Source organism: Enterococcus sp. AMC1251 (genome assembly GCF_058216535.1).
Genome location: NZ_CM177098.1, coordinates 2715934 through 2736851 on the forward strand (window position 1 = coordinate 2715934; position 20918 = coordinate 2736851).

At 35.7% G+C, this 20918-nt stretch carries 19 protein-coding genes and 1 pseudogene; 4 read left to right on the top strand and 16 right to left on the bottom strand.

Translation table 11 applies throughout. From position 1 onward, the window contains the following. Positions 1 to 6: 6 nt before the first annotated feature. Entirely contained in the window at positions 7 to 651 is a 645-nt protein-coding gene (tmk, locus tag AC4BBR_RS12800) for a dTMP kinase (RefSeq protein WP_490459908.1), read from the bottom strand. Positions 652 to 1092: 441 nt separating this feature from the next. Continuing rightward, on the bottom strand, positions 1093 to 1689 hold the full coding sequence (gene recR, locus AC4BBR_RS12805) for a recombination mediator RecR (protein ID WP_490459909.1): 597 nt from the start codon (positions 1687 to 1689) through the stop codon (positions 1093 to 1095). Positions 1690 to 2966: 1277 nt separating this feature from the next. On the opposite strand from recR, the gene AC4BBR_RS12810 reads away from it, so the two are divergent. Next, the gene (locus tag AC4BBR_RS12810) at positions 2967 to 4061 is read left to right on the top strand and encodes an LPXTG cell wall anchor domain-containing protein (RefSeq protein ID WP_490459910.1); all 1095 of its coding nucleotides are present in this window, start codon (positions 2967 to 2969) and stop codon (positions 4059 to 4061) included. A gap of 400 nt (positions 4062 to 4461) precedes the next feature. Here the strand turns inward: AC4BBR_RS12810 and AC4BBR_RS12815 are convergent, their stop codons facing one another. The 4 genes from AC4BBR_RS12815 to AC4BBR_RS12830 form a co-directional block, all read right to left on the bottom strand. Continuing rightward, complete coding sequence (locus AC4BBR_RS12815; protein WP_490459911.1) at positions 4462 to 4776, bottom strand: YbaB/EbfC family nucleoid-associated protein; 315 nt, start codon at positions 4774 to 4776, stop codon at positions 4462 to 4464. Between the two features lie 15 nt (positions 4777 to 4791). Then, positions 4792 to 6546 (bottom strand): DNA polymerase III subunit gamma/tau, encoded by a 1755-nt coding sequence (gene dnaX, locus AC4BBR_RS12820; RefSeq protein WP_490459912.1) that lies wholly within the window; start codon positions 6544 to 6546, stop codon positions 4792 to 4794. A gap of 134 nt (positions 6547 to 6680) precedes the next feature. After that, the gene (locus AC4BBR_RS12825) at positions 6681 to 6959 is read right to left on the bottom strand and encodes a YiaA/YiaB family inner membrane protein (protein WP_490459913.1); all 279 of its coding nucleotides are present in this window, start codon (positions 6957 to 6959) and stop codon (positions 6681 to 6683) included. A 119-nt stretch (positions 6960 to 7078) separates the two neighbouring features. Beyond that, the gene (locus tag AC4BBR_RS12830; RefSeq protein ID WP_490459914.1) at positions 7079 to 8572 is read right to left on the bottom strand and encodes an AcpB/EbpR/MafR family transcriptional regulator; all 1494 of its coding nucleotides are present in this window, start codon (positions 8570 to 8572) and stop codon (positions 7079 to 7081) included. 241 nt (positions 8573 to 8813) lie between these two features. Here AC4BBR_RS12830 and AC4BBR_RS12835 point away from each other — a divergent pair, with 241 nt between their 5' ends. Beyond that, on the top strand, positions 8814 to 9830 hold the full coding sequence (locus tag AC4BBR_RS12835) for an immunoglobulin-like domain-containing protein (protein WP_490459915.1): 1017 nt from the start codon (positions 8814 to 8816) through the stop codon (positions 9828 to 9830). 22 nt (positions 9831 to 9852) lie between these two features. Here AC4BBR_RS12835 and AC4BBR_RS12840 read toward each other — a convergent pair whose 3' ends face one another. From AC4BBR_RS12840 to AC4BBR_RS12855, 4 genes are all read right to left on the bottom strand, one after another. Continuing rightward, complete coding sequence (locus tag AC4BBR_RS12840; protein WP_490459916.1) at positions 9853 to 10839, bottom strand: LacI family DNA-binding transcriptional regulator; 987 nt, start codon at positions 10837 to 10839, stop codon at positions 9853 to 9855. A gap of 18 nt (positions 10840 to 10857) precedes the next feature. Further along, on the bottom strand, positions 10858 to 12339 hold the full coding sequence (galT, locus tag AC4BBR_RS12845; protein WP_490459917.1) for a UDP-glucose--hexose-1-phosphate uridylyltransferase: 1482 nt from the start codon (positions 12337 to 12339) through the stop codon (positions 10858 to 10860). A 105-nt stretch (positions 12340 to 12444) separates the two neighbouring features. Then, a complete protein-coding gene (gene galE / locus AC4BBR_RS12850; RefSeq protein ID WP_490459918.1) occupies positions 12445 to 13431 on the bottom strand; it encodes a UDP-glucose 4-epimerase GalE in 987 nt (328 codons plus the stop codon). A 62-nt stretch (positions 13432 to 13493) separates the two neighbouring features. Next, complete coding sequence (locus AC4BBR_RS12855; protein ID WP_490459919.1) at positions 13494 to 14654, bottom strand: galactokinase; 1161 nt, start codon at positions 14652 to 14654, stop codon at positions 13494 to 13496. A gap of 202 nt (positions 14655 to 14856) precedes the next feature. On the opposite strand from AC4BBR_RS12855, the gene AC4BBR_RS12860 reads away from it, so the two are divergent. Beyond that, positions 14857 to 15024: a DUF3042 family protein gene (locus AC4BBR_RS12860; protein WP_010760505.1), complete on the top strand. Its 168-nt coding sequence runs from the start codon at positions 14857 to 14859 to the stop codon at positions 15022 to 15024. A gap of 139 nt (positions 15025 to 15163) precedes the next feature. On the opposite strand, the gene AC4BBR_RS12865 is transcribed toward AC4BBR_RS12860, so the two are convergent. After that, positions 15164 to 17029, bottom strand: coding sequence for an FAD/NAD(P)-binding protein (locus tag AC4BBR_RS12865; protein WP_490459920.1), 1866 nt, complete (start codon positions 17027 to 17029; stop codon positions 15164 to 15166). 18 nt (positions 17030 to 17047) lie between these two features. Further along, positions 17048 to 17422, bottom strand: a complete 375-nt coding sequence (locus tag AC4BBR_RS12870; protein WP_490459921.1) for a DUF488 domain-containing protein — start codon at positions 17420 to 17422, stop codon at positions 17048 to 17050. 536 nt (positions 17423 to 17958) lie between these two features. On the opposite strand from AC4BBR_RS12870, the pseudogene AC4BBR_RS12875 reads away from it, so the two are divergent. Further along, a pseudogene (locus tag AC4BBR_RS12875) lies at positions 17959 to 18488 on the top strand (transposase); the annotation flags it as partial. A 98-nt stretch (positions 18489 to 18586) separates the two neighbouring features. Here AC4BBR_RS12875 and AC4BBR_RS12880 read toward each other — a convergent pair. Genes AC4BBR_RS12880 through AC4BBR_RS12895 form a run of 4 tightly spaced genes read right to left on the bottom strand, consistent with a single transcriptional unit; the run spans position 18587 to position 20918 of the window. Next, positions 18587 to 18985: a rhodanese-like domain-containing protein gene (locus AC4BBR_RS12880; protein WP_490459922.1), complete on the bottom strand. Its 399-nt coding sequence runs from the start codon at positions 18983 to 18985 to the stop codon at positions 18587 to 18589. 15 nt (positions 18986 to 19000) lie between these two features. Continuing rightward, the gene (locus AC4BBR_RS12885) at positions 19001 to 19972 is read right to left on the bottom strand and encodes an ROK family glucokinase (RefSeq protein WP_490459923.1); all 972 of its coding nucleotides are present in this window, start codon (positions 19970 to 19972) and stop codon (positions 19001 to 19003) included. Continuing rightward, on the bottom strand, positions 19973 to 20191 hold the full coding sequence (locus AC4BBR_RS12890; protein ID WP_490459924.1) for a YqgQ family protein: 219 nt from the start codon (positions 20189 to 20191) through the stop codon (positions 19973 to 19975). It abuts the gene before it with no gap. 16 nt (positions 20192 to 20207) lie between these two features. Next, complete coding sequence (locus tag AC4BBR_RS12895; RefSeq protein WP_490459925.1) at positions 20208 to 20918, bottom strand: rhomboid family intramembrane serine protease; 711 nt, start codon at positions 20916 to 20918, stop codon at positions 20208 to 20210.

Below are 20918 nucleotides of genomic sequence, written 5' to 3' on the forward strand. Positions count from 1 at the left end.
ACCTTCCTAGTTTCTAAAATATTCTGGATAACGTTTTACGATCGCTTGAAAGGTTGCTTCCACAACATCTTCCAAACTCATTCTGGCATCGATCTTCAGTATTCTTTCTGGGTTTTCTTCCACCAGTTTTAAATACTCGTGACGAACTCGCTGATGGAATTCAAGCCCTTCTGAATCCAATCGGTCGATTTGTTGCTGACGATGATTTTTGATACGATTCAGTCCCGTATCTGAATCTACATCTAAATAAATTGTAAAATCTGGGACAGTTCCTTCAATCGCAAATTCATTAATCGTAGCGATTGCTTCAACGCCAATTCGCCGTCCTGCACCTTGATACGCTAATGAACTATCTACAAAACGATCGCATAAAACGATTTTGCCTTCCTCTAGTGCAGGTAAAACTTTCTCCATCAAATGCTGACGTCTAGCCGCTGCATAGAGCAAGGCTTCAGTCCGCTCATCCATCTCCTGATTTCTTGGGTCTAAGATGATTTGACGAATTTTCTCAGCAATGGGAATACCACCAGGTTCTCTTGTCTTAATAATGCTTCTTTCTGCTGCCAGATCTAGCCTTGGATATAACTCATTCAATACACTTGTCTTTCCTGCGCCGTCTGGTCCTTCGATCGTTATAAAAATACCTTGCACTTTACTAATCCCCTTACTTACTTTGAGTCCTTTTATCTATTATACTTTATCTGCCACAATCAGTCTAATTGAATTCCTTATTATTAAAATTTTCCTGATGAATAAATAAAACTGGAATGAAAAACCTTATAGATTTTGTCTTTTGATTGGAAATAAGTATAATTACTTTGGAGATATTGATAATGAACTTGGAGTGAGTTATCTATAATAGTTGATGTCTTATTGAAAAATTAGCAGCAAATGATCCAAACTCAAACTACTCCTTTCAATTTGACCTTTATTTACATTATTTAACATCTAGAACAATCATTACATAGAAACAAAATCGTTCGTAATTCAGATAGGTCAGAATGAAGGGGGTTGCGTTCACGATCAGTATTGTTGAAACATAGAGATAAAAAAACAGCTGCCCTTCACATTGGCAACTGATTTTTTTATCTTTTAAAGCTCTCGACGACCTTCTACTGCTTTTAATAAAGTCACTTCATCTGCATATTCAATATCACTGCCGACAGACAAGCCATGAGCTAATCGAGTTACTGTGATCCCAGCAGGTTTAATCAAACGAGATAGGTACATTGCTGTGGCTTCTCCTTCAGTCGTCGCGTTTGTTGCAATAATGACTTCTTTAACCTCATCATTATGAAGTCGCTGAATCAATGACGCAATATTAATATCTTCTGGACCAGTTCCTTCCATTGGTGATAATACACCATGTAGTACGTGATATAACCCGTGATATTCACGCATTTTCTCCATAGCCATAACGTCTTTTGATTCTTCAACTACTAAAATAATACTACGATCTCTGGTTGTATCTTGGCAAATTTCACAAGGATCTTCTTCTGTGATATTTCCGCAAATACTGCAAAAATGTAGATCGCGTTTCACACTGATCAAAGATTTCGCAAAAGCATTGACATCTTCTTCTTTCATGTCAAGTGTATAAAAAGCCAAACGAACAGCTGTTTTTTGACCAATACCTGGTAATTTCATATAGCTTTCGACTAATTTGGCAATCGGTTCAGGGTAATGCATATTTACAAACAATTCCTTTCATATCAAGCATTTAAAGAATGATTTTTTCAAAGTAATAAAAAGATTAATACAATTCAAGTACATTCGTTTCATTTTCTTATATTTAATCAAGGTAATAACTCAAGGTGATTTTGGCATGCTCATTTTTTACATTGTTTTTATATCAACATCTACAATCTATACGTATTTTTCTAAGTTGTTCATTTTTCTTTTTCCAACATTATTTTTATCTATTATTTGAATTTACCAAAATTTCCTTTTTTTATAGCATCACAAAAATATGTATTCCATAACTCCCACACATTTTTAACGATTAAAACACTATTTAATATAGCATGCAGATAAAATTTCTACTTTAATATTCATTTTCCATACAAATTATCTTTAAATTTAATGGTGCTATTTTTGTATATACGCAATTTTCCGTCCACTAAAATATGGAAAATAACACCTTAAAGCAAACATATTGTTTCTAAATACACTAACTTTTAATGGTTGTTCAAAATGAGGTATCTCCACAGATTTAGAAAAATATTTAGCATTTTTGTTTCACGCATCAAAAAATTCTTATTGCTTGCTTTGAGTTAAAACCAAGACTTTCAATTTCATTTGTAGCTATAGTTTTCATTTTACCACACCTTTCAACTAATCATGAAAAAGGTAGCTTTGTTAATGGTTAGCCTATATCATAATATTAAGCTCTTCTTCTCATAAAGCCGTATCTCTACTATTACGTTCTATCTGATTTTTTATCGATAAATTATACGCTTTATTCATTCAGAATTCTTTTTATGTAATTAGATCAATGACCAACATGACTGGGTCATAACGCTAAGAGTTACAACCCAGTCAACTAAAACCCAAATACACGGTGAGCGTAGAAGTAACCCCCTCTTATTTCTCGGGATTAAACGCTTCTTTCCCACCCCTCTTTCCTACGATTAGTGAAGAGAAACCTACATTTATACAATTTCTACATTATCTCTTTTTATAGCTAGTTACCCACTATATTAAAAAAGTATACACACAACTATCTTCCGAAAAAATTACAGTTCGATTTCCCAACGTTTCATTTCTTAAATCTAGAAACCATTATATAAAGCTTTTCATGTGTAGTGAGCATTACCAGAATTTAATTTAGCATAACATAAGTAAAATTATATAACATATCATATATTTCTGCTTTTTATTAACAAAAAGTCTTGACTTTTATTTTGTATATCGTATATTTATTTATGGTTAAACAAACCAATTTTTACAAACAAAGGAGAATTTTTATGAAAAAAAGTTTAAAAATTATGGCTGCATTAGTACTAATCAGCTCTGTTGTTGGGCCAACATCATTGGTAAATTCAGTTGTTAACGCTGAGGAATTAGCAGTTTCTACTAATGAAAATATTGATTTAATCCGTGCCGATTTAGAGAGGTTAGTAGCCAAAGGGCAAGAAATATTAGCTGATCCTGGATTGCTTACTGCGGCTTCCATTGCAAGATTAACGACTGCTGTATCCGAAGGTCAACATGCGTTAGATAATAATTTAGAAGCTAACTACTCTAGTTGTGTTGGTAGTTTAAATGATGTTATAGCTACCCTAGAGTACACTGATGATTCTAGTTCTACTGACTCTAGCTCTACTGACTCTAGCTCTACTGACTCTAGTTCTACTGACTCTAGCTCTACTGACTCTAGCTCTACTGACTCTAGTTCTACTGACTCTAGTTCTACTGACTCTAGTTCTACTGACTCTAGTTCTACTGACTCTAGTTCTACTGATGCTAGTTCTACTTATCCTAGCTCCACTGATTCTACTTCTACTTATCCTAGCTCCACTGATTCTACTTCCTCTGAAGTAGCTAAGCCATCTATTGAGGTATCAGATCAAACAGCTTATGTAGGTCAAACGCTAACAGAGGATATTATTTTAGGTTGGGCGAATTTTAAGAATGCCGATGGACTTACAGTAGGCTTTGAAGTAGTCGGAGAGCAAATCCAAGTTACTGCTCTTGGAAGTAAGTTAGTAGAAACAGGAACCCATAAAATCCGATTTTATATTAGTAGCTCTCTTCAACAGCGAAGTGTAGAAACTGTTGTTGCAGAGAAAGAGATTACTTTAACCGTTCTACCAGAGAGTGATAACCCATTAAATCCTAAGTCACCTGTAGAAGAAACTAAAGCTCCTACCACAGATAATATTTCTCCAATAGCATCACCAGTTCCTACTACAGCAAAAAAATCGATTGATTCGGGTCGAACAACAGCTAATCAATTACCTAGAACAGGTGAAACAAACAATAACATGATGATTGCTTCTTCTGGGGTACTATTAATTGCAGGAGCTTATATCTTTAGAAAAAAACAACTAGAAAAATAAATATTCTTGGTTAATTACTGCGGTTGAAAAGAAATGTACAAATTAAACGTGAATTTAAGATGTTCAAAAAAGTAAAAATTACTTTTTTGAACTTTAACTATAAGTAAGTAGTAGGCTGAAAATGTCTCTTCGAAAATAAAATACTATTCATAAAAAATAAGAGCGCGGGCAAAAACTGAGGTCAGTTTTTGCCCCGCTCTCTTGTTGCAAACGAGGCCAAGACAAAAGCTTATTTCCGAGTCCATCAACTTCTAAGAACTAAAGCGCTTAGAAGTTGATGTGATCGGAACGGAGTGTAGTCTGCTTTTATCTCGCCATCTATTCGGATTTAGAGTGCGGAACAAAACTAATTTTTAAGTTTGTCCCACGTTCGTTTCATACTATCCATAATTCTTTTAAATTAAAAGCCAGGCATTCCTTTAGCGTATTTACCCATTGTTGCTTCTGTTTCTTTTTCTACTTTAGTCAAAGCATCATTCACAGCCATGATCACTAAATCTTGTAGCATTTCTACGTCTTCTGGATCAACGATCTCTTCTTTAATCGAAATGTCTTTCATTTTACGATCGCCAGTAAAAGTAGCTGTCACTAAATCATTGCTTGAAGCACCTACGAACTCTCTTACGTTTAATTCTGCTTGTGCCTTTTCCATGTCTTTTTGCATTTTTTGAACTTGTTTCATCATTCCTTGCATATTTCCCATGCCTCGCATCATAACTATCGTCTCCTCTTAATCATTTATTACTTCAACAAGCTCCTCACCAAACATGGCAATCGCTTCGTCTACTACTTGGTTGTTAACCTCTTCTACTGGTTCTTCCTCTGTTAGTAAATGATTCTCCTCATTATTAACAAGCTGACCTTCATTTTGTTGATCACTCGGTGCTTCCTTATTTTGGCTGATAAATGACTGACGCAATTTTGGCCAGCTTTCTTTTGTAATACAAACCATGTCAGGTGCATAATTGTTCACCAAGCGGCTTAAATTATTATGAACGGCTAACTGCATTTCCTCATCTTCCATAGCTCGACCACAAACGATTTCATACTCAAACGCAATCACTAAACCGTTGGGACCTGCGGCAACGGGCTCACTAGCTTTAAGCATAGCCCTTTGTGTTACAGTCATCATTTGTAATAAGTCATCCCAGACATTTTTTACATTCAACAAATGATCTTTGGTGGCTTCATTCAGTACTTTATACACAAGCTCGGTTGGAATCCGTAATGTATTTTTACTGCTCGTTGCCCGTGTTGCTTTAACAGGTTCAGCTTCTTTAGCTATCACACCGTTTTTCTTTAGTTCTGCTAATTCTTTTTGTAGGTGCTCAATTTGCTGCTGCAAGGTTGCGATCTCTTCTATCGGCATTGGTTGTGTCTCACTCGAAATTTCAACTGGTTTTTTAACAGATTTTGCCAGTTTAACTGTTGCAACCTCAAGATAAATATTGGCATTATTAGTAAAACGAATATCATTTTGCGTATCACTTAAAATTTGGATCATCAGATAAATTTTCTCAGCAGCAGTTTGTCCCGCTAACTCTTTGAAATTCTCCGTCAGATGTCCCACCTTTTCTGCTAAGAGATTCGGCGCTTGTTGAAACATAAGTAGATCCCGACAATATAATAACAAATCTTCTAAAAAGCGTCTAGCTTCTTTACCAGAGCTAAGAATAGACTCTAGTATTTCTAATGCTTGCTCAACATCACCATTTACACAGCGAGAAATATATTGATCCATCATTTCATAGGTTAAACTACCAGTAACTTGCATGGCATCTTGCAAAGTAACTTTTTCATCACTAAATGAGATCGTTTGATCCAAAATACTTAAAGCATCCCGCATCCCACCCTCTGCTGCACGACCGATCACATATAAGGCTTGTTCTTCAAAATTAACATCGATTTGGTTTAAAATATAGCCTAAATGATCAACGATATCTTGTGTGCTTATCCGTTTAAAATCAAAACGCTGCGTTCTTGAAATGATCGTTAACGGAATTTTATGGGGCTCGGTTGTCGCTAAGATAAAGATAACATTTTGCGGTGGTTCTTCCAATGTTTTTAGCAATGCATTAAAGGCACCTGTCGACAACATATGTACTTCATCAATGATATAGACTTTATAATCAGCTTGTGTTGGTGCGTATTTAGCTTTATCACGGATATCACGAATCTCTTCAACACCATTATTACTGGCTGCATCGATCTCAATAACATCATTTAAACGACCTTCAGTGATCGCAATACATGTTTCACATTCATTACATGGTTCACCGTCTACACTATGTTTACAGTTGATTGCTTTAGCAAAAATTTTCGCCGCACTCGTCTTTCCTGTTCCTCTTGGGCCGGTAAATAAATAGGCATGTGAGGTTTTCTTTTGTATGATTGCATTCTTTAGTGTCTGCGTAATAGCTTTTTGTCCAACAACATCATCAAAACGCTGTGAACGCCAAACACGATACAAAGCTTGATAAGCCATAATTTACCCCTCCCTCGAAATTTCACTATCTTCTATTATACGTGATTTTTATGGATAAGGCATCAAAAAAAGCAAACTCATTAAAAAATTCTTTCAAAAAAAGCCCTGACTCTCGTCAGAACTTTTATTATTTATTAGATATGCGCTTCCGTTTCTTCTTTTTTTATTAATACGTCGTTTGCTCGGAACATTTGGTTATAACGTTCTTCATCTTCTTGATTGTCTCTGATCACTTTTGAAAGTGTAAATGATGAAGAAATCAATCCAACTGATCCCATCAAATAGTAACCTTTAACCATTAAAGGTTCCTTTAACGTGTATAAGCCGATCAACATCAATGCCACGAAAAAGGCAAATGACCCCCAACTTAGAAAGACAAATGCAGGTGTGTTTCTGTAAGCTTTCTTTTTCATAATTCTCTCCTTTAAAAATAATAATACTATTTTAGTATAGCATTACTATTTATTAAATGACAATCATTATTTTTATTTCAAAAAAATATTTAAATTGAGCAACTCATTAAAATAACAATTTAGACATTTAAATAAGCAATATCTTTTGGTAGAACTAAACGTCTTTTATCGATATATTTCCGTAAATCAGTAAGATTTTTAAATGACGGAATATCTTCTACAATCATATTGACTTCTTCATCCACAGTTTCAACAGCATAGTTCGAGACGTATAGGTCATAATTTTGATCAGGTATATTCACTATCTGGTCATAAAAATGACTCTCTTGAACAGAAAGATTAATTTTGTTGCGGAAATTTTCTTTTAAAACAGAACTAAGCAGTTGAGCATGTTCCTTCCCTAGATCACTTAAAACTAAAACCGATAACTGATTCCTCATTTCATCTGTAAGCTTGCTAAGATCTTGCCAGCGAATTGCCATTTCATGAAGGATGCTATCTAAATAAATTGTTTTCCATGGAAACTTCGTTTTAGCTTCCAATTCACCTAGAGCTTTATCAACGACAGCTGTAAAAACGATAAAATTTTGTTTGATTGCTCTGCTAGAATACAAATAGCGATCATAAACCATAAATTTTTTATATGGAAACATTTTGTGTTTCGCGTAAGTATACTCAATTAAACGAACGATACTTATTTTACTTTGCTCCGAAATAGAAATAGACAGCGCCTCTTTAATCGTATTTACCAATTTTTCTGCTTGATTTATAACATTTACTTTCTCCTGTTCGTTATCCCAACCAAAATCCCACCAAAAAATAGAATAACAAAAATCTTCATACCAATTATCAGGAATAACTACATTTAATGGTTTTGCGATTTCTTCCACATCTGCTTGATATTTTCTAACATCAATTGTCGTGTTTATAAAGCTATTGATCGGATCTTTTCTGTTCTGAATTAAAAAACCTTGTCGTTCTCTAATGATCGTTACTGCAATCGAATATGCTAAATGAACAATTTGACTATCATTCAATTCTAAGTCAAATTTTTTATTAATTTTGTTTGATAAGCTAAAAACCTTTTCTCGATCTAAATGAAACGGCCATTCTCGAATACCATAAACTTCAATAAAGTAGCACGTAAAGAAATAGCGAATCTGTCGTTCATCTTTTCCATGTACAAAATATGGTGCACGACTCATTTTAATATTACGATCTTTCAAGGCAGAACTAATCAAATTAGACAAACGATACAAACTAGAATTACTTAAAAATAATTTTTTTTCCCAAAAAACAGCAGATTGCTTAGGTTCAAAAAAAATTGATTCTAATAAAGAAAAAGCATTTGATTCTCGCATAATTTCAATATAAATTTCATGGATCGACCTGTGTGGTGAAGCAATCAGTCGAATCCCATGTTTTCTGGAAGTTTCTATCGTCAAATAATCTGACCAACGATCTTCTATGTACTGACAATCCAACATAATTGTTTTCTTTGAGCAATCAATACTCTCAGCGAGATAATCCGAGGTGATCCAGTTATTTGGCCCATTTAATAGGTTCAACAATAACACTCTTCTATGCATAGATGGTGATAACAATCTCTCCATTTTTTCTCCTCTTTTCACCTTTATTATATTTTTCTTCAAAATTTTCCATTAGTTAAGATTTTTTTGAAGAAATCCCCGTTTAATAGTAATTATAGCATCTTCTACCCCTTTTTTGAATTAATCCAAAGCGCAACTCAATTGGTTTATTTAAAAATGAGTCTTATTATAAAAATATGAAAACGCGGATTTAAAATTTATCGATAAATGGAAAATCTCACCACAATTTTTGGAGGGATTCTACATGAAAAAAAACACAATTAAACACACTATTATCATTGGTTTTATCAGTATTTTAGGTATTGCTTTATTTATTGGCGGATACATTTTCGTTGATACACGTACTAGAACAAATCGTTTAATTAGTGAACCTAAAAAAGCGAAAGTTATCTCAGTAAACAACGTTCCTACAGAAAAAGAATTAACTAAATTAGCTACTGCTACTAAGAAAAAACAAGGGAAAGAAAAAATTGTTGCCCTAAGTTCTGCTAAAGATACTATTGCACCAAAGATTAATGTGCCAGAAAAAACTGTTGAACAAAATGCTCAAGTCAATATCTATGAAGAAGTCACCGCCACTGATAATAAAGACGGAGATATTACGGTAAAAGTGTCTGCAGATGGAGCATTAGATACCTCTGTCTTAGGCACACAGACAATCCATTTTACTGCAACTGATTCTAGCGGAAATATTGGTAGTGCTGATCGAACATTTCAAATTGTTCCAAAAAGTGAGCCCGAAGCAACACCTGTTGCGGAGCAAGTGCCCGTAGAGCAAATCACACCTGCGGAAGCTGGGCAAGCTTCACCTATCAGTGCACCCGAGGTTCCTGCAGAACCTGCATATGGACCGATGACCCTCACGATGAATGGTCAAACGATTCCCTATCAAAATGGCGGACAAGGAAGTGGACAAAGTGTGATTGATTCAAATCCTAGCGGCGTTGCTTCAACATGGGGGGGCGCTGCAGTTCAATCAGGTGATGATGGTCAAAATACTCATTTTATCGGTCATAATCCTGGTGCCTTCTCAGCAGTCTTCTCATTAGGTACAGGTAGTCAAATCGTTGTAACCGATGCAAATGGTACACCTACTACTTATACTGTACGTACAATGCTTCAATTAGATGATTATGGAACAGAGGTAGGCTCAGGAACCGACTATTGGGATCTTACAATTGGTACAGGCGGTGGAGAACGGATTACTTTGCAAAGCTGTGTGAATGATGATATCAACTTATTTGCAATTGCTTATAAATAGTCAAAAGAGCATCAACGAAAAATCACTTCGTTGATGCTCTTTCTATCAATTCTGTAGCAATCGTTATTTTTCTTGCCACAGGCGCTTGCTCTTGGATAATTGAAAAGACCGTTTCAATAGCCAATTCTCCCATCCACTCTGTATAGACTTTTATCGTCGTTAAAGGTGGGCTAACATATTTTGACACACTGATATCATTAAACCCAATCACTGAAATATCCTCTGGCACCTTAAGTCCTACTTCTCGGATCGCTTTTAAAGCCCCCACGGCCAAAGCATCACTAGAAGCAAAAAAAGCACTTGGAAAATCCTCTGGATGCTGATCCAAAAACTGTTTCATCGCTTCATAACCATTTAAAACAGTAAATGGCGTTTTCAAGATGAATTCTTCGTTAAGCAATTTTTTTTGTTTCAATATCTGCTTAAAAATCGTCAACCGTTTGTCTTCAATTTGTTTGTGACTCCCTTGAGTGTATTCTTCTCCAGCAATTATACCGATCTCTTGATGTCCATGCTGTATAAAGTAAGTCAAAACACAAGAGATACTTTGATGAAAATCGATGACTAAAGAATTATAGCCTAAATCCAGCGCATCAAAGTCTACAAATAAAAGATTGGCATTCATTTCGAATAAAGAATCGGCTTGTTCTTTAGTAAACTTTCCCAAAGCAAGAATACCATTTACCGGCTCATGATCTAGCTCTTCTAATGAACGTTTGATCAGCTCAACGCCGAGCTCTTCCGCCTTTTTTTCGATTCCTAAACGAATGGAAAGATAATAAATATCCTCTAGTTCCTCTACTTCATCATACCATTGAACCAACATGATTTTAGCCTTAACAGTTTTTGTAGTTTTTTTGTGTTTCGTGTAATTTAATTCTTCTGCTGCTTTGAATACTTTTTGCTTAGTCTCGATCCCAACGGAAAGATCAGGATCATAATTTAGCACTCTGGAAACGGTAGCTGGCGAAACTCCTGCTAATATTGCGATATCCTTGATTGTTGCCATCTTTTCACCTGCTTTATTCTATAAACTGTCAATAAATCGTTTAAAAGCTGCTTGTCCATTTGGTGTTCGTTTGTACACGCCAGCATCAGCTAAAACACGAGCAAAGATTTGTCCTACTTCTTTTTGAATAATCTCTTTTGCATTTTTTTCATTAAAAGAATAGCTTACTTTCATCTGGTCTGCCCATTCTTTATGGTAACCTGCAATCAAATTTTCTTTTTCTAAAACATATTTTTCTACTTCTTGTAGCTCATCATTTAAACGTGGTGGCAATACCGCTAAACCCATCACTTCGATCAAACCGATATTTTCCTTTTTGATATGCTGAACTTCTTTATGCGGATGAAAAATTCCATCTGGGTATTCAGCAGAAACATTGTTATCACGTAAAACTAAATCCAATTCAAACAGCTGACCTTTGCGGCGAGCGATTGGTGTTATGGTATGATGAGGCGTTCCATCTGCCGAAAAAGCTCGAATGGATACATTCTCATCAGAATAATTACGCCATTTTTCTAAAATCAATGTAGCTGCTTCAACTAAATCTTCTGAATTTGGACTTTGCAAACGAATCACAGACATCGGCCATTTAACAATTCCTGCATTCATTAAAGGAAAATTGGTCAATTCAAAATATTGTTCGATCTCTGCTTTTTCCATTGGGAAAACATGCCGACCGGCTTGATAATGATCATGGGTTAAAATCGAGCCACCTACGATTGGTAGATCCGCATTAGAACCAACAAAATAATGAGGCAATACTTCAATGATTCTAATCAGTCGACGGAATGTTTCTTTTGAAATAACCATCGGGCGATGTTCTTCAGACAAAATAATCGAGTGCTCATTGTAGTATGCATATGGCGAATACTGGAATCCCCAGCTCTCTCCATCTAAGTTCATCCGAATGATGCGGTGATTTGTTCTAGCTGGATAATTAGTTCGTCCTTTATAACCTTCATTTTCCATACACAAGACACACTTAGGATAGTCCACTTGAGTTGCTTTTCTTTCTGCTGCAATTTGCTTTGGATCTTTTTCTGGTCTTGATAAATTAATCGTAATCTCTAGCTGACCATATTCTGTTTCTGCAGGAAAAACAATGTTATTAGCAATAGCCCTTGTTTTGATATAATCATTTTCTCGGCTCAATTTATAGAAGTAATCCGTTGCATTTGCGGGTTCTTTTTCATAATGCTGAGCAAAAAGAGCATTCACAACTGAAGGCGGAGGTGTGAGAAAATCCATCAATTGTGCTTCAAAAATTTCTAAATCAACAGCTTTCTCTTTAACCATACCATTTTTTATAGCTTGAGCTACTAATTCATCCAACAATTCCAAAGGTGTTTTCGTCACAGCTTTAGGTATGACAGGTTCTAATGAGACTTCACCGATTGTTGCAAGTACACGATTTTGCAGATACAAGCGATCTAACTCCATCCACCCTCCTGCTTGAATTGCCAAGGTTACAAAGTCCGTGATTGTTTTACTAATTGACACAAGGTTCCCTCCTAAATCTAAAAAACTGAACAAGCTCATTCAGTTTTTATCTTTTTCCTGAGAAGCTAGCTCTTGAAACTAGATAATATATCTGCTTTGACAAAATTATTCATAACCTTTTGGATGACTGACATGCCAATCCCAAGCCGTTTTGACGATCTGTTTGATATCCGTGACTTGAGGCTGCCATCCTAAAATCATTTTAGCTTTTTCACTTGAGGCAACCAATTTACTAGGATCACCTAGACGACGTGGCAATACTTTAGCTGGAATTTCTTTACCTGTTACTTCTCTAGCTGCTTCCAGCATTTCTTTAACTGAATAGCCAGTATTGCTGCCTAAATTGAATATATTGCTTTCATTGTCTTTTTGTAAATACTCCAACGCCGCAATATGAGCTGCAATCAAGTCTTCAATATAAACATAATCACGAATACAAGTACCGTCTGGTGTATCATAATCATCACCATAAATCCCTAAGTACTCTCTTTGCCCTAATGCTGTTTGCAAAATAATTGGAATCAAATGAGTTTCTGGATCGTGATCTTCGCCAATAGAGGCATCTGATTTAGCGCCAGCAACATTGAAATAACGCAATGCAACATAACGCATACCATAAGCTTTATCACACCATTTCATCATTTTTTCCATCATTAACTTGCTTTCACCATATGGGTTTTCAGGATTTGTCGGCATTGTTTCCATGATTGGCATTTCTTTAGGTTCTCCGTAAGTTGCAGCTGTAGATGAGAACACAATATGTTTAACGTCGAATTCTTCCATCACTTCCAATACAACTTGAGTTCCATGAACATTGTTATTGAAGTACACTAATGGTTTTTCTACTGATTCACCGACAAGCGAACTGGCAGCAAAATGAATCACACCATCAATCGTTTCTTTTTTGAAAATATCTTGCATAAATCCTTTATCTCTAATATCCCCTTGATAAAATGTGGCTTTTTCATGAACTGATTGTTTGTGCCCAGTTTGTAGATTATCAACAACGACCACCTCGTAGCCTTTATTGATTAATTGATCAACGGCGTGAGAACCTATGTAACCTGCTCCGCCTAAAACTAAAATTGACATGTTGCTGCCTCCTTGTTGAATACAAACGAAATTAAATTCATTTTTTTAATGTATTCTCTATTCTACAGTTTTCTAGCGCCATCATCAACATTTGCAATATAAAAATCTGCTGGATAACCTATTTTTTCTTGATACGTTTGTCCAACTTGTTTAACAAAATGATCCATCTCTGTTTCTTTGACTAAAGCTATTGCACAACCACCAAAACCTGCTCCTGTCATTCGTGCGCCTAATACACCTGGAAATTGCTGTGCTGCCTCTACTAAAGTATCTAGTTCAATTCCAGTCACTTCATAGTCATCTTTTAAAGAAGCATGTGAATCATTCAATAATTGACCAAAACTTGATACATCATTTTCCGCGAGAAATTTTTTGGCTTTGATCGTTCGTTGATTTTCAGTTACAGCATGTTTCGCTCGTTTAATCAAGCACTCATCAGCGATGATTTTTTTCTTTTGCTCAAAACGTTCCTCTGTTAATTCTCCCAAAGATTTAATCGGTAAAACGGTTTGCAAGCGGCTTAAAGCCAGTTCACATTCTGCTCGGCGTTCGTTGTATTTTGAGTCCGCTAGTTCTCGGCGTTTGTTTGTATTCATGATTGCGATCGCATACTCGCCAAATTCAGCTGGTACCAATTCAAAATCGAGTGTATTGGTATCTAATAAAATAGCATGATTCCGCTTGCCCATACCAATAGCAAACTGATCCATAATGCCTGAATTTACCCCGATAAATTGATTTTCTACACGCTTTCCTGTGATCACCAAGTCTAACATTGCAATTTTTAAATCAAACAGATCATTTAAAATGACCCCTGTTAGTAATTCGATCGAAGCGGAGGAAGAAAGACCTGCTCCGTTTGGAATCGTACCATAATAAAGAATATCCAGTCCTTGATTGATTTTGTAGCCTTGTTCAATCAGATAATGAATCATACCTTTAGGATAATTTGTCCAATCATCTTCTTTTTTATACACTAAATCAGTGAAAGAACGTTCAATAATTCCTACTTCTGAAAAATTTTCTGAATAAAGACGAATCGTTTGATCTTCACGTTTTCTAGCTACGCCGTAAGTGCCAATCGTAATAGCTGCTGGAAAAACATGCCCACCATTATAGTCTGTGTGTTCACCAATCAGATTGATTCTTCCAGGAGCAAAATAAACTTCTTTTGACTCTATTCCAAACACAGAATGAAATCGTTCTTTCAATTCATCTTCCACAGTTGTCACCTCTTGATTTATTTTAGTAAATAAATTGTAAAACATTTACTAAAATAAATCAAGTATTTCATAAATATTTGCGAAAATCAAACCTAGCTTCATCGATTAGATAAGTTTACTATACATTTACCGCAATCTATTGGATTTTTTCCTTACTTTAGTTCATAATGAAAGTGTCTAAATAAGTGAGAGGAGAATGTATATGAAAAAATTTATTTCAGGTATGCTTGTAGGAACAGCAGTAACATGTGCTGCTGTTGTCGGCTTTGCAGCTACTATTAAAAAAACTGTTCTTGATCCAATTGAAGAAAAAGAAGACATGATCGAGGAAAATCGTAAAAAAGCCATGCGTAAACGCATTTCTCGATAATAAGCAACAGGGAATAACGTGCTTATGCTTAGCCCTCTTTAAACCAAGTAATATAGATAACCTTCACATAGAACAAAAAGCGTTCTATGTGAAGGTTATCTATTTTTTCCAAAATTCAAACTAAAAAGGAAAGCAACAATTAGACTTTACTGTCCTCTTTTACCACTTTTAGTCCTTCGAAAATATTTTTAGCAATCAAATCTGCTTCTCTCAAGTTCCAAGGATTGATTCCAGGACGAGAAGTAGTTGCTGTCAACCAATGAATTCCTTCTGTTGGAATACCATAACAAAACAAGCCACTAACAACTTCCCCTGTTGCTAACTGTATTTGATTCGTTTTTCGCTCTATTAAAAGTGCACCTGTTTGATAAACTTCGCCTGTTGCTAAGTTCAATTGATGCAGACACGCCATTTTATCTCTTAAAAGTTGTTGCACCAAAGGATTTAAACTAAATTGATTCGCTGTTTTCGATAATCTCGCTTCAATTAAAAAATGGGTTTTATATTTTTGAGTCAGATCTTTATGAGAAGAACCAATGAACCAACCCGCTTCAGTCACTATCTCCATTTCTGGTTTAAGTAGAGTTACGATACCAGCTTTAATCAACGCTTTTAGCTCTGAAGTTCTTTCTAATGGTGGTCCGATTGATAAAAAAGCATTTAAAGGAGTAAACCAGTCCCACAGCCATTCTTTACACTCATCATTTGAAAATAATTCATGATCCAGCATAAAACGAACTTCCTCCCGCAAATCTTTCAAACTATCCAATGCTGCCGCAAAGGGGCCTGAAATCGTGCCTTTTTTTGCCTCTTCAACCTCCCAATTTAAATACGTAATGATGAATTCCTGAAAAGAATCTACCTCTCCCACACATTGATCCGGACTTTGAATAACTGACCAATCCCAATAATATTTTTTATGGATACCATATTTTTCTAAGAGCGAATTAGCCCCTCTTGTTCGAATAAACTCCTCATTAAATCGACTTTGATTTACTTTAGGATAATTCGCATCAACCAATGTTGAATAATAAACAAATTCCACTTCTTTCTTTAAAAGCTCAAAAAACTGCTCCGCAGAAAATTTCCCTTTTCTTTTAAACTTATTCAAACTTTTTTCTTTTAGAAAACGCGGCTGATATTTTTCCCCATATTCTTTTTGATTAACACCTCTAGCATGATAAGGAATACCTCGACCAGAACCTGCAATGATTTTGGGTTCTTTTCCTGAAGCTTGATAAATCAACTCACCCTTCTGCTTTTTAAATAAGCCGCCACGTTCGCTCGTTAGTAAAGTAAGATAATCAAAAAAGACTAATCCTAAGCCTCTAATCAAGACGGTTGTGTTCTCCGTGATTGCTTCGAGATAAGCATTCGCGGCATTTTTAGGTGAGCAATAAAATAAGCGGTGTTCGCTAGCATACGCGGCTAACTCTTTTTCATTTCCAATTAATTCATTTTCTTGATGACCTAACGCTAAAATAACTGTATCTACCGTAGTTTCCACTGCTTTAGTATAAACTAAAAACTTATCCTCCTGCCTTTTTACAGCTCGAACGGTATCCTTAAAGAATTTTACTGACGTCTGTTCTGTCATTCGAGTCTGTACATATTCATAGAACCATTTTTGATATAACCCATAGAAAACTCTTGAGCAGTGATCATTTGGCCCTAAGTTTTCACACTCTTCCAGTAGCATTACTTTATTTTCAAAATTGTATTTTTTGATAAAAATCGCCGCTTCTCCTTGTGCCCATTCATATAAATTCGGTCCCTTTGCTATAGGACCTTTTGTACTCAGCGTTTCGTCTGTAAATAAAGTGACTTGAGAGGTAACTGAACTCATCAATAAAGATAAAGGCTGATCTTCCCGCCAGACTTTGCCTCCAGGTCCATAAGGATCAAACATTGTAATCTGGATCACCTGTTCTTCTCTCGACCACTCAACGATTCGTTCTAAAATAGAAAGCCCACGAGGACCGCCGCCAACAATCGCGATTTTCATTATTTGCCTCCTTTCAACTTAATTTTTTAGATTAATGTGACTCTTTTTTTCTAAAACTTCTTTTAGTACAATAGCATTATTATGTACTTCATCCTTTGCACTATAAATCAGCGTCATAACAGGATACTTTTTCATGCGTTGCAAAAGCTCTTGAAATGCAGCTTGAGCTACACCTGATTTTAATTCAGTTTGGTATTTTCTTTTGAATATAGGAAATTTATCTGGTTCATGATTGAACCAGTTTCTAAGTTCTTTACTAGGTGCAATTTCCTTTAACCACAAATCTAAGTGCCCTTTTTTCTTTGATATTCCTCTAGGCCATAAACGATCGACTAATACACGGTAACCATCATCAGTATTTGGCTTTTCATAAGCTCTTTTTATTTGAATCATTTTTTGTCACCTCATCTTCATTTTATCCTAACAAGCAACTTCCGTAAAACAACTTTTATCAATAAGTTAAAATGATGAAAATTAGATTTAGTATGCGATGAGTATTTACAAATTTTAAAGTAGATTTCTCTCAGAATTTACTGGCTGTTTACCACTATAAATAAAAATCCGTACTTCATAATTGGTTTCACCTTAACTATCTTTTATTTATTAGATATGCAGGCAAAAGTCAAATGATTTTCGGTTCAGAATTAAAAAAACACAGAGAAGAAAACGTTGTCCATCTTTCGAGGCTCTATACTTTCTGATGTTGGTGAGAACTCACTGGCATCTTTTTTTAATGCAAAATAATAGAAAAGACACCCTGATATCCTTTAGAATTAAGTCGACGAAAACCAATCAAAAGGAAGAATCTGCTAGGTCTTTTCAGGTACGCTCGATTATGCTGCTCATGTTTGTCCTCATTGCGAATCGGAAGAGGAAGCCTCTATTATCCGTTGGGGCTATACCACTTCTCTGATTTTACTGAATGATGTCAGAGAATGAACACGTTTCTTCATCAGGGGAATACCGGAGCGAAAAAGTATCGACACTTGAAGAAATACTGGAAACTTCCTTAAAAAAATCAATCGAAGCTTGTTTTTGAAAACGGCTTTGGCGTTCTTCCTTCCGCACCTATTTAACTGAAACAGAAATCGTTGATCGTTTACTTGCGTATGATGACGCGTTGAAAATGGGCTACACTTGTTATCAGGACTTTCTTTATGCCATACAGACAAGAGATTTCGCTTGGTTTTACGCCCTATTAGACGAAGAGTTCAGCCGTCTTCCCAGCTATTATCAAACGACTATTGGTACTTTTAAGAAGGTCCAAAATGAAATTAGACCTGCGCTAGAATTGCCTTATTCTAATGGACCACTGGAATGTCTAAATAACCATATTAAGGTGTTGAAGAGAAATGCTTATGGGTTTCGTAATTTTTATAATTTTAAATTGAGAATTTCTTTATGTTTTGGTACCATTTTTTTCAGGCAAACAAAAAACCTAGAGGAATTTTTCCTCTAGGTCTCATACTAATTGATTTAATTCTTTAGATTTTCTTCACCAACATTCGTTGACAAAGAGCCTCTTTCGAACCAGCGTTTCTCTCTGCCTTTTATTAATTAAGCATTTTTCTTCTTCGTTTTTCCAGTCCAGCCTTCATAACCGCCTTTTAAAATATAAAGATCTTTAAAACCATTTTTTCGTAATTGATTAGCTGTACGAATACTCAATGATTTTTTTTGATCATATAGATAGACTGGTTGATCTTTACGAATTGAATTTAGTGTCGTTTTGATCGTTGTATAAGGCATATTGCGTGCTCCAAGAATGTGACCTGCATCAAATGAGTCTTTTTCACGGACATCAATAATTTGAGCTTTTCTCATACCTTCTTTAAATTCTTCTTCTGTGATTGTTTTGGCTGAGCGTTTTGCCATGATTCGAAGATATAATTCATTTGCTCCAATTGCTAATAAAATTGTTATTAAAACACCGTTGATAATCCATAAAACATTCATTATAAAATCCCTTTCTTACTCTTTCTCCATAAATTGTAATGCCAGTGAAGCCGCTCCGATAACACCTGCTTCATTGCCTAGCTCGGCAAGTTTGATTTGCGTGCTACTACGAACTTCTGGGAAAGTAAATTCTTCAAAATATGTTTGGACACGGCTACGTAAAAATTCACCTGCTGCAGAAACTCCACCGCCAATCACGATACTTGATGGATTTAGCGTATTACCAAGATTTCCGACCGCCAAACCTAAGAAATAGCATACACGGTCAACAACCATCAAGGCAAACGGATCGTTTGCTTTTGCATAATCAAAGATATCTTTACTTGAAACGTCTTGACCATCATCAATGGCTTGCTTCAACTGCGAATCCCCCGCATATTCTTCAGACATATGACGAGCAACCCGAACCACACCAGTAGCACTAGAAACAGTTTCTAAACAACCACGTTTACCACAAGTACATTCAAAACCACCCGGATCAACAGTTACGTGTCCAATCTCACCCGCACAACCGTTAACACCATGTAATAAATTCCCTTCTGCAATAATACCGCCGCCAACTCCTGTTCCAAGCGTGATAAAAACAACATCTGGATTGTTTTCACCAGCACCTTTCCAACGTTCACCTAAAGCAGCTACATTGGCATCATTATCTAGAACAAAAGGAATTTCAGTAGCTTCCTCTATTTGCGCTTTTACATTTTGTTTTGTTGTCCAGTTAAGGTTATAAGCACCGACTACAGTCCCTTTTTTTATATCTACACTGCCGGGAGTACCCATACCGATACCAATAAAATCTTCATGTTTCATCTCATAAAGAGAAATCCGATGATTGATTGATTCAATGATATCTGGCACAATATGCCGACCCTCATCCAGAATATTGGTTTCAATACTCCATTTTTGCTGAACATCTCCATTAGTTGTTAAAATTGCAAACTTAATCGTTGTTCCGCCCAAGTCAATCCCAATCAATTTCTTATCCATTTACTCGGTTCCTTTCTCAGTTGCTCTGCTTTCTTCAATTCGATGTTCTCGTTGCAAAACACTTCTCGCATGGAGATAGGTGTCTTTATCAATCAACTGACCTTCATAGATATTTTTCAGTTCAATCATCATCAACTCAATATCGTAAATTCTAGCACCTACATAAATGTAAATACCGAACTGCTTAAATAACTGCTGCACATCATATAGCGTTTCCATTAAATGCACTTCCTTATTATACAAGTAAACCGAATTTTTTCAAACCCCAGGCTAGACAAACACCTAATAAAAAAACAAAAATGATACCACATATAATTCGTTCGTGGATATTGAACTCTTCCGAACGATCCGGTACAGCTAAAGCAGATGCTACTAAAAGCCCACCGATCAAGCCTCCAATATGCCCCATAATATCAACTGAGCTGCTAAATAAATTAAAAATCAAATTGATACCGATAAACATCGCATAACGTTGTACCATAAATGAGATCGCTGGATTGTTTTTAAAATGACGACCTAAAATAACAAAAGCGCCAAACAATCCGAATAAAGATGTGCTAGCACCTGCTGAAATGCTAGCTGGCGAACCAAAAGTAAAACTAATAATATTCCCAGATATACCACTCAATAGATAAATAAGAAGATAACGCCAGTGACCATAGATACTCTCAACTTGTGAACCGACATAGTACAGTGTCACCATATTCACTGCAAAATGCAACCAACCGATATGTAAAAACATCGGTGTAAATAGACGCCAATATTGATGTAAATAAAGAATCTCTACTCGCGACATTGCGCCCCAATCGATCAGAACCTGACTATTTTCCGATCCGCCTGACAATTCCATTCCTAAAAAAACAATCGTCGTGATCCCAAGTAAAAGATACGTCACTAGTGGCTGTTTTAAAAGTTTTTTTATTTTTATTTGCATTTGATAATTCAT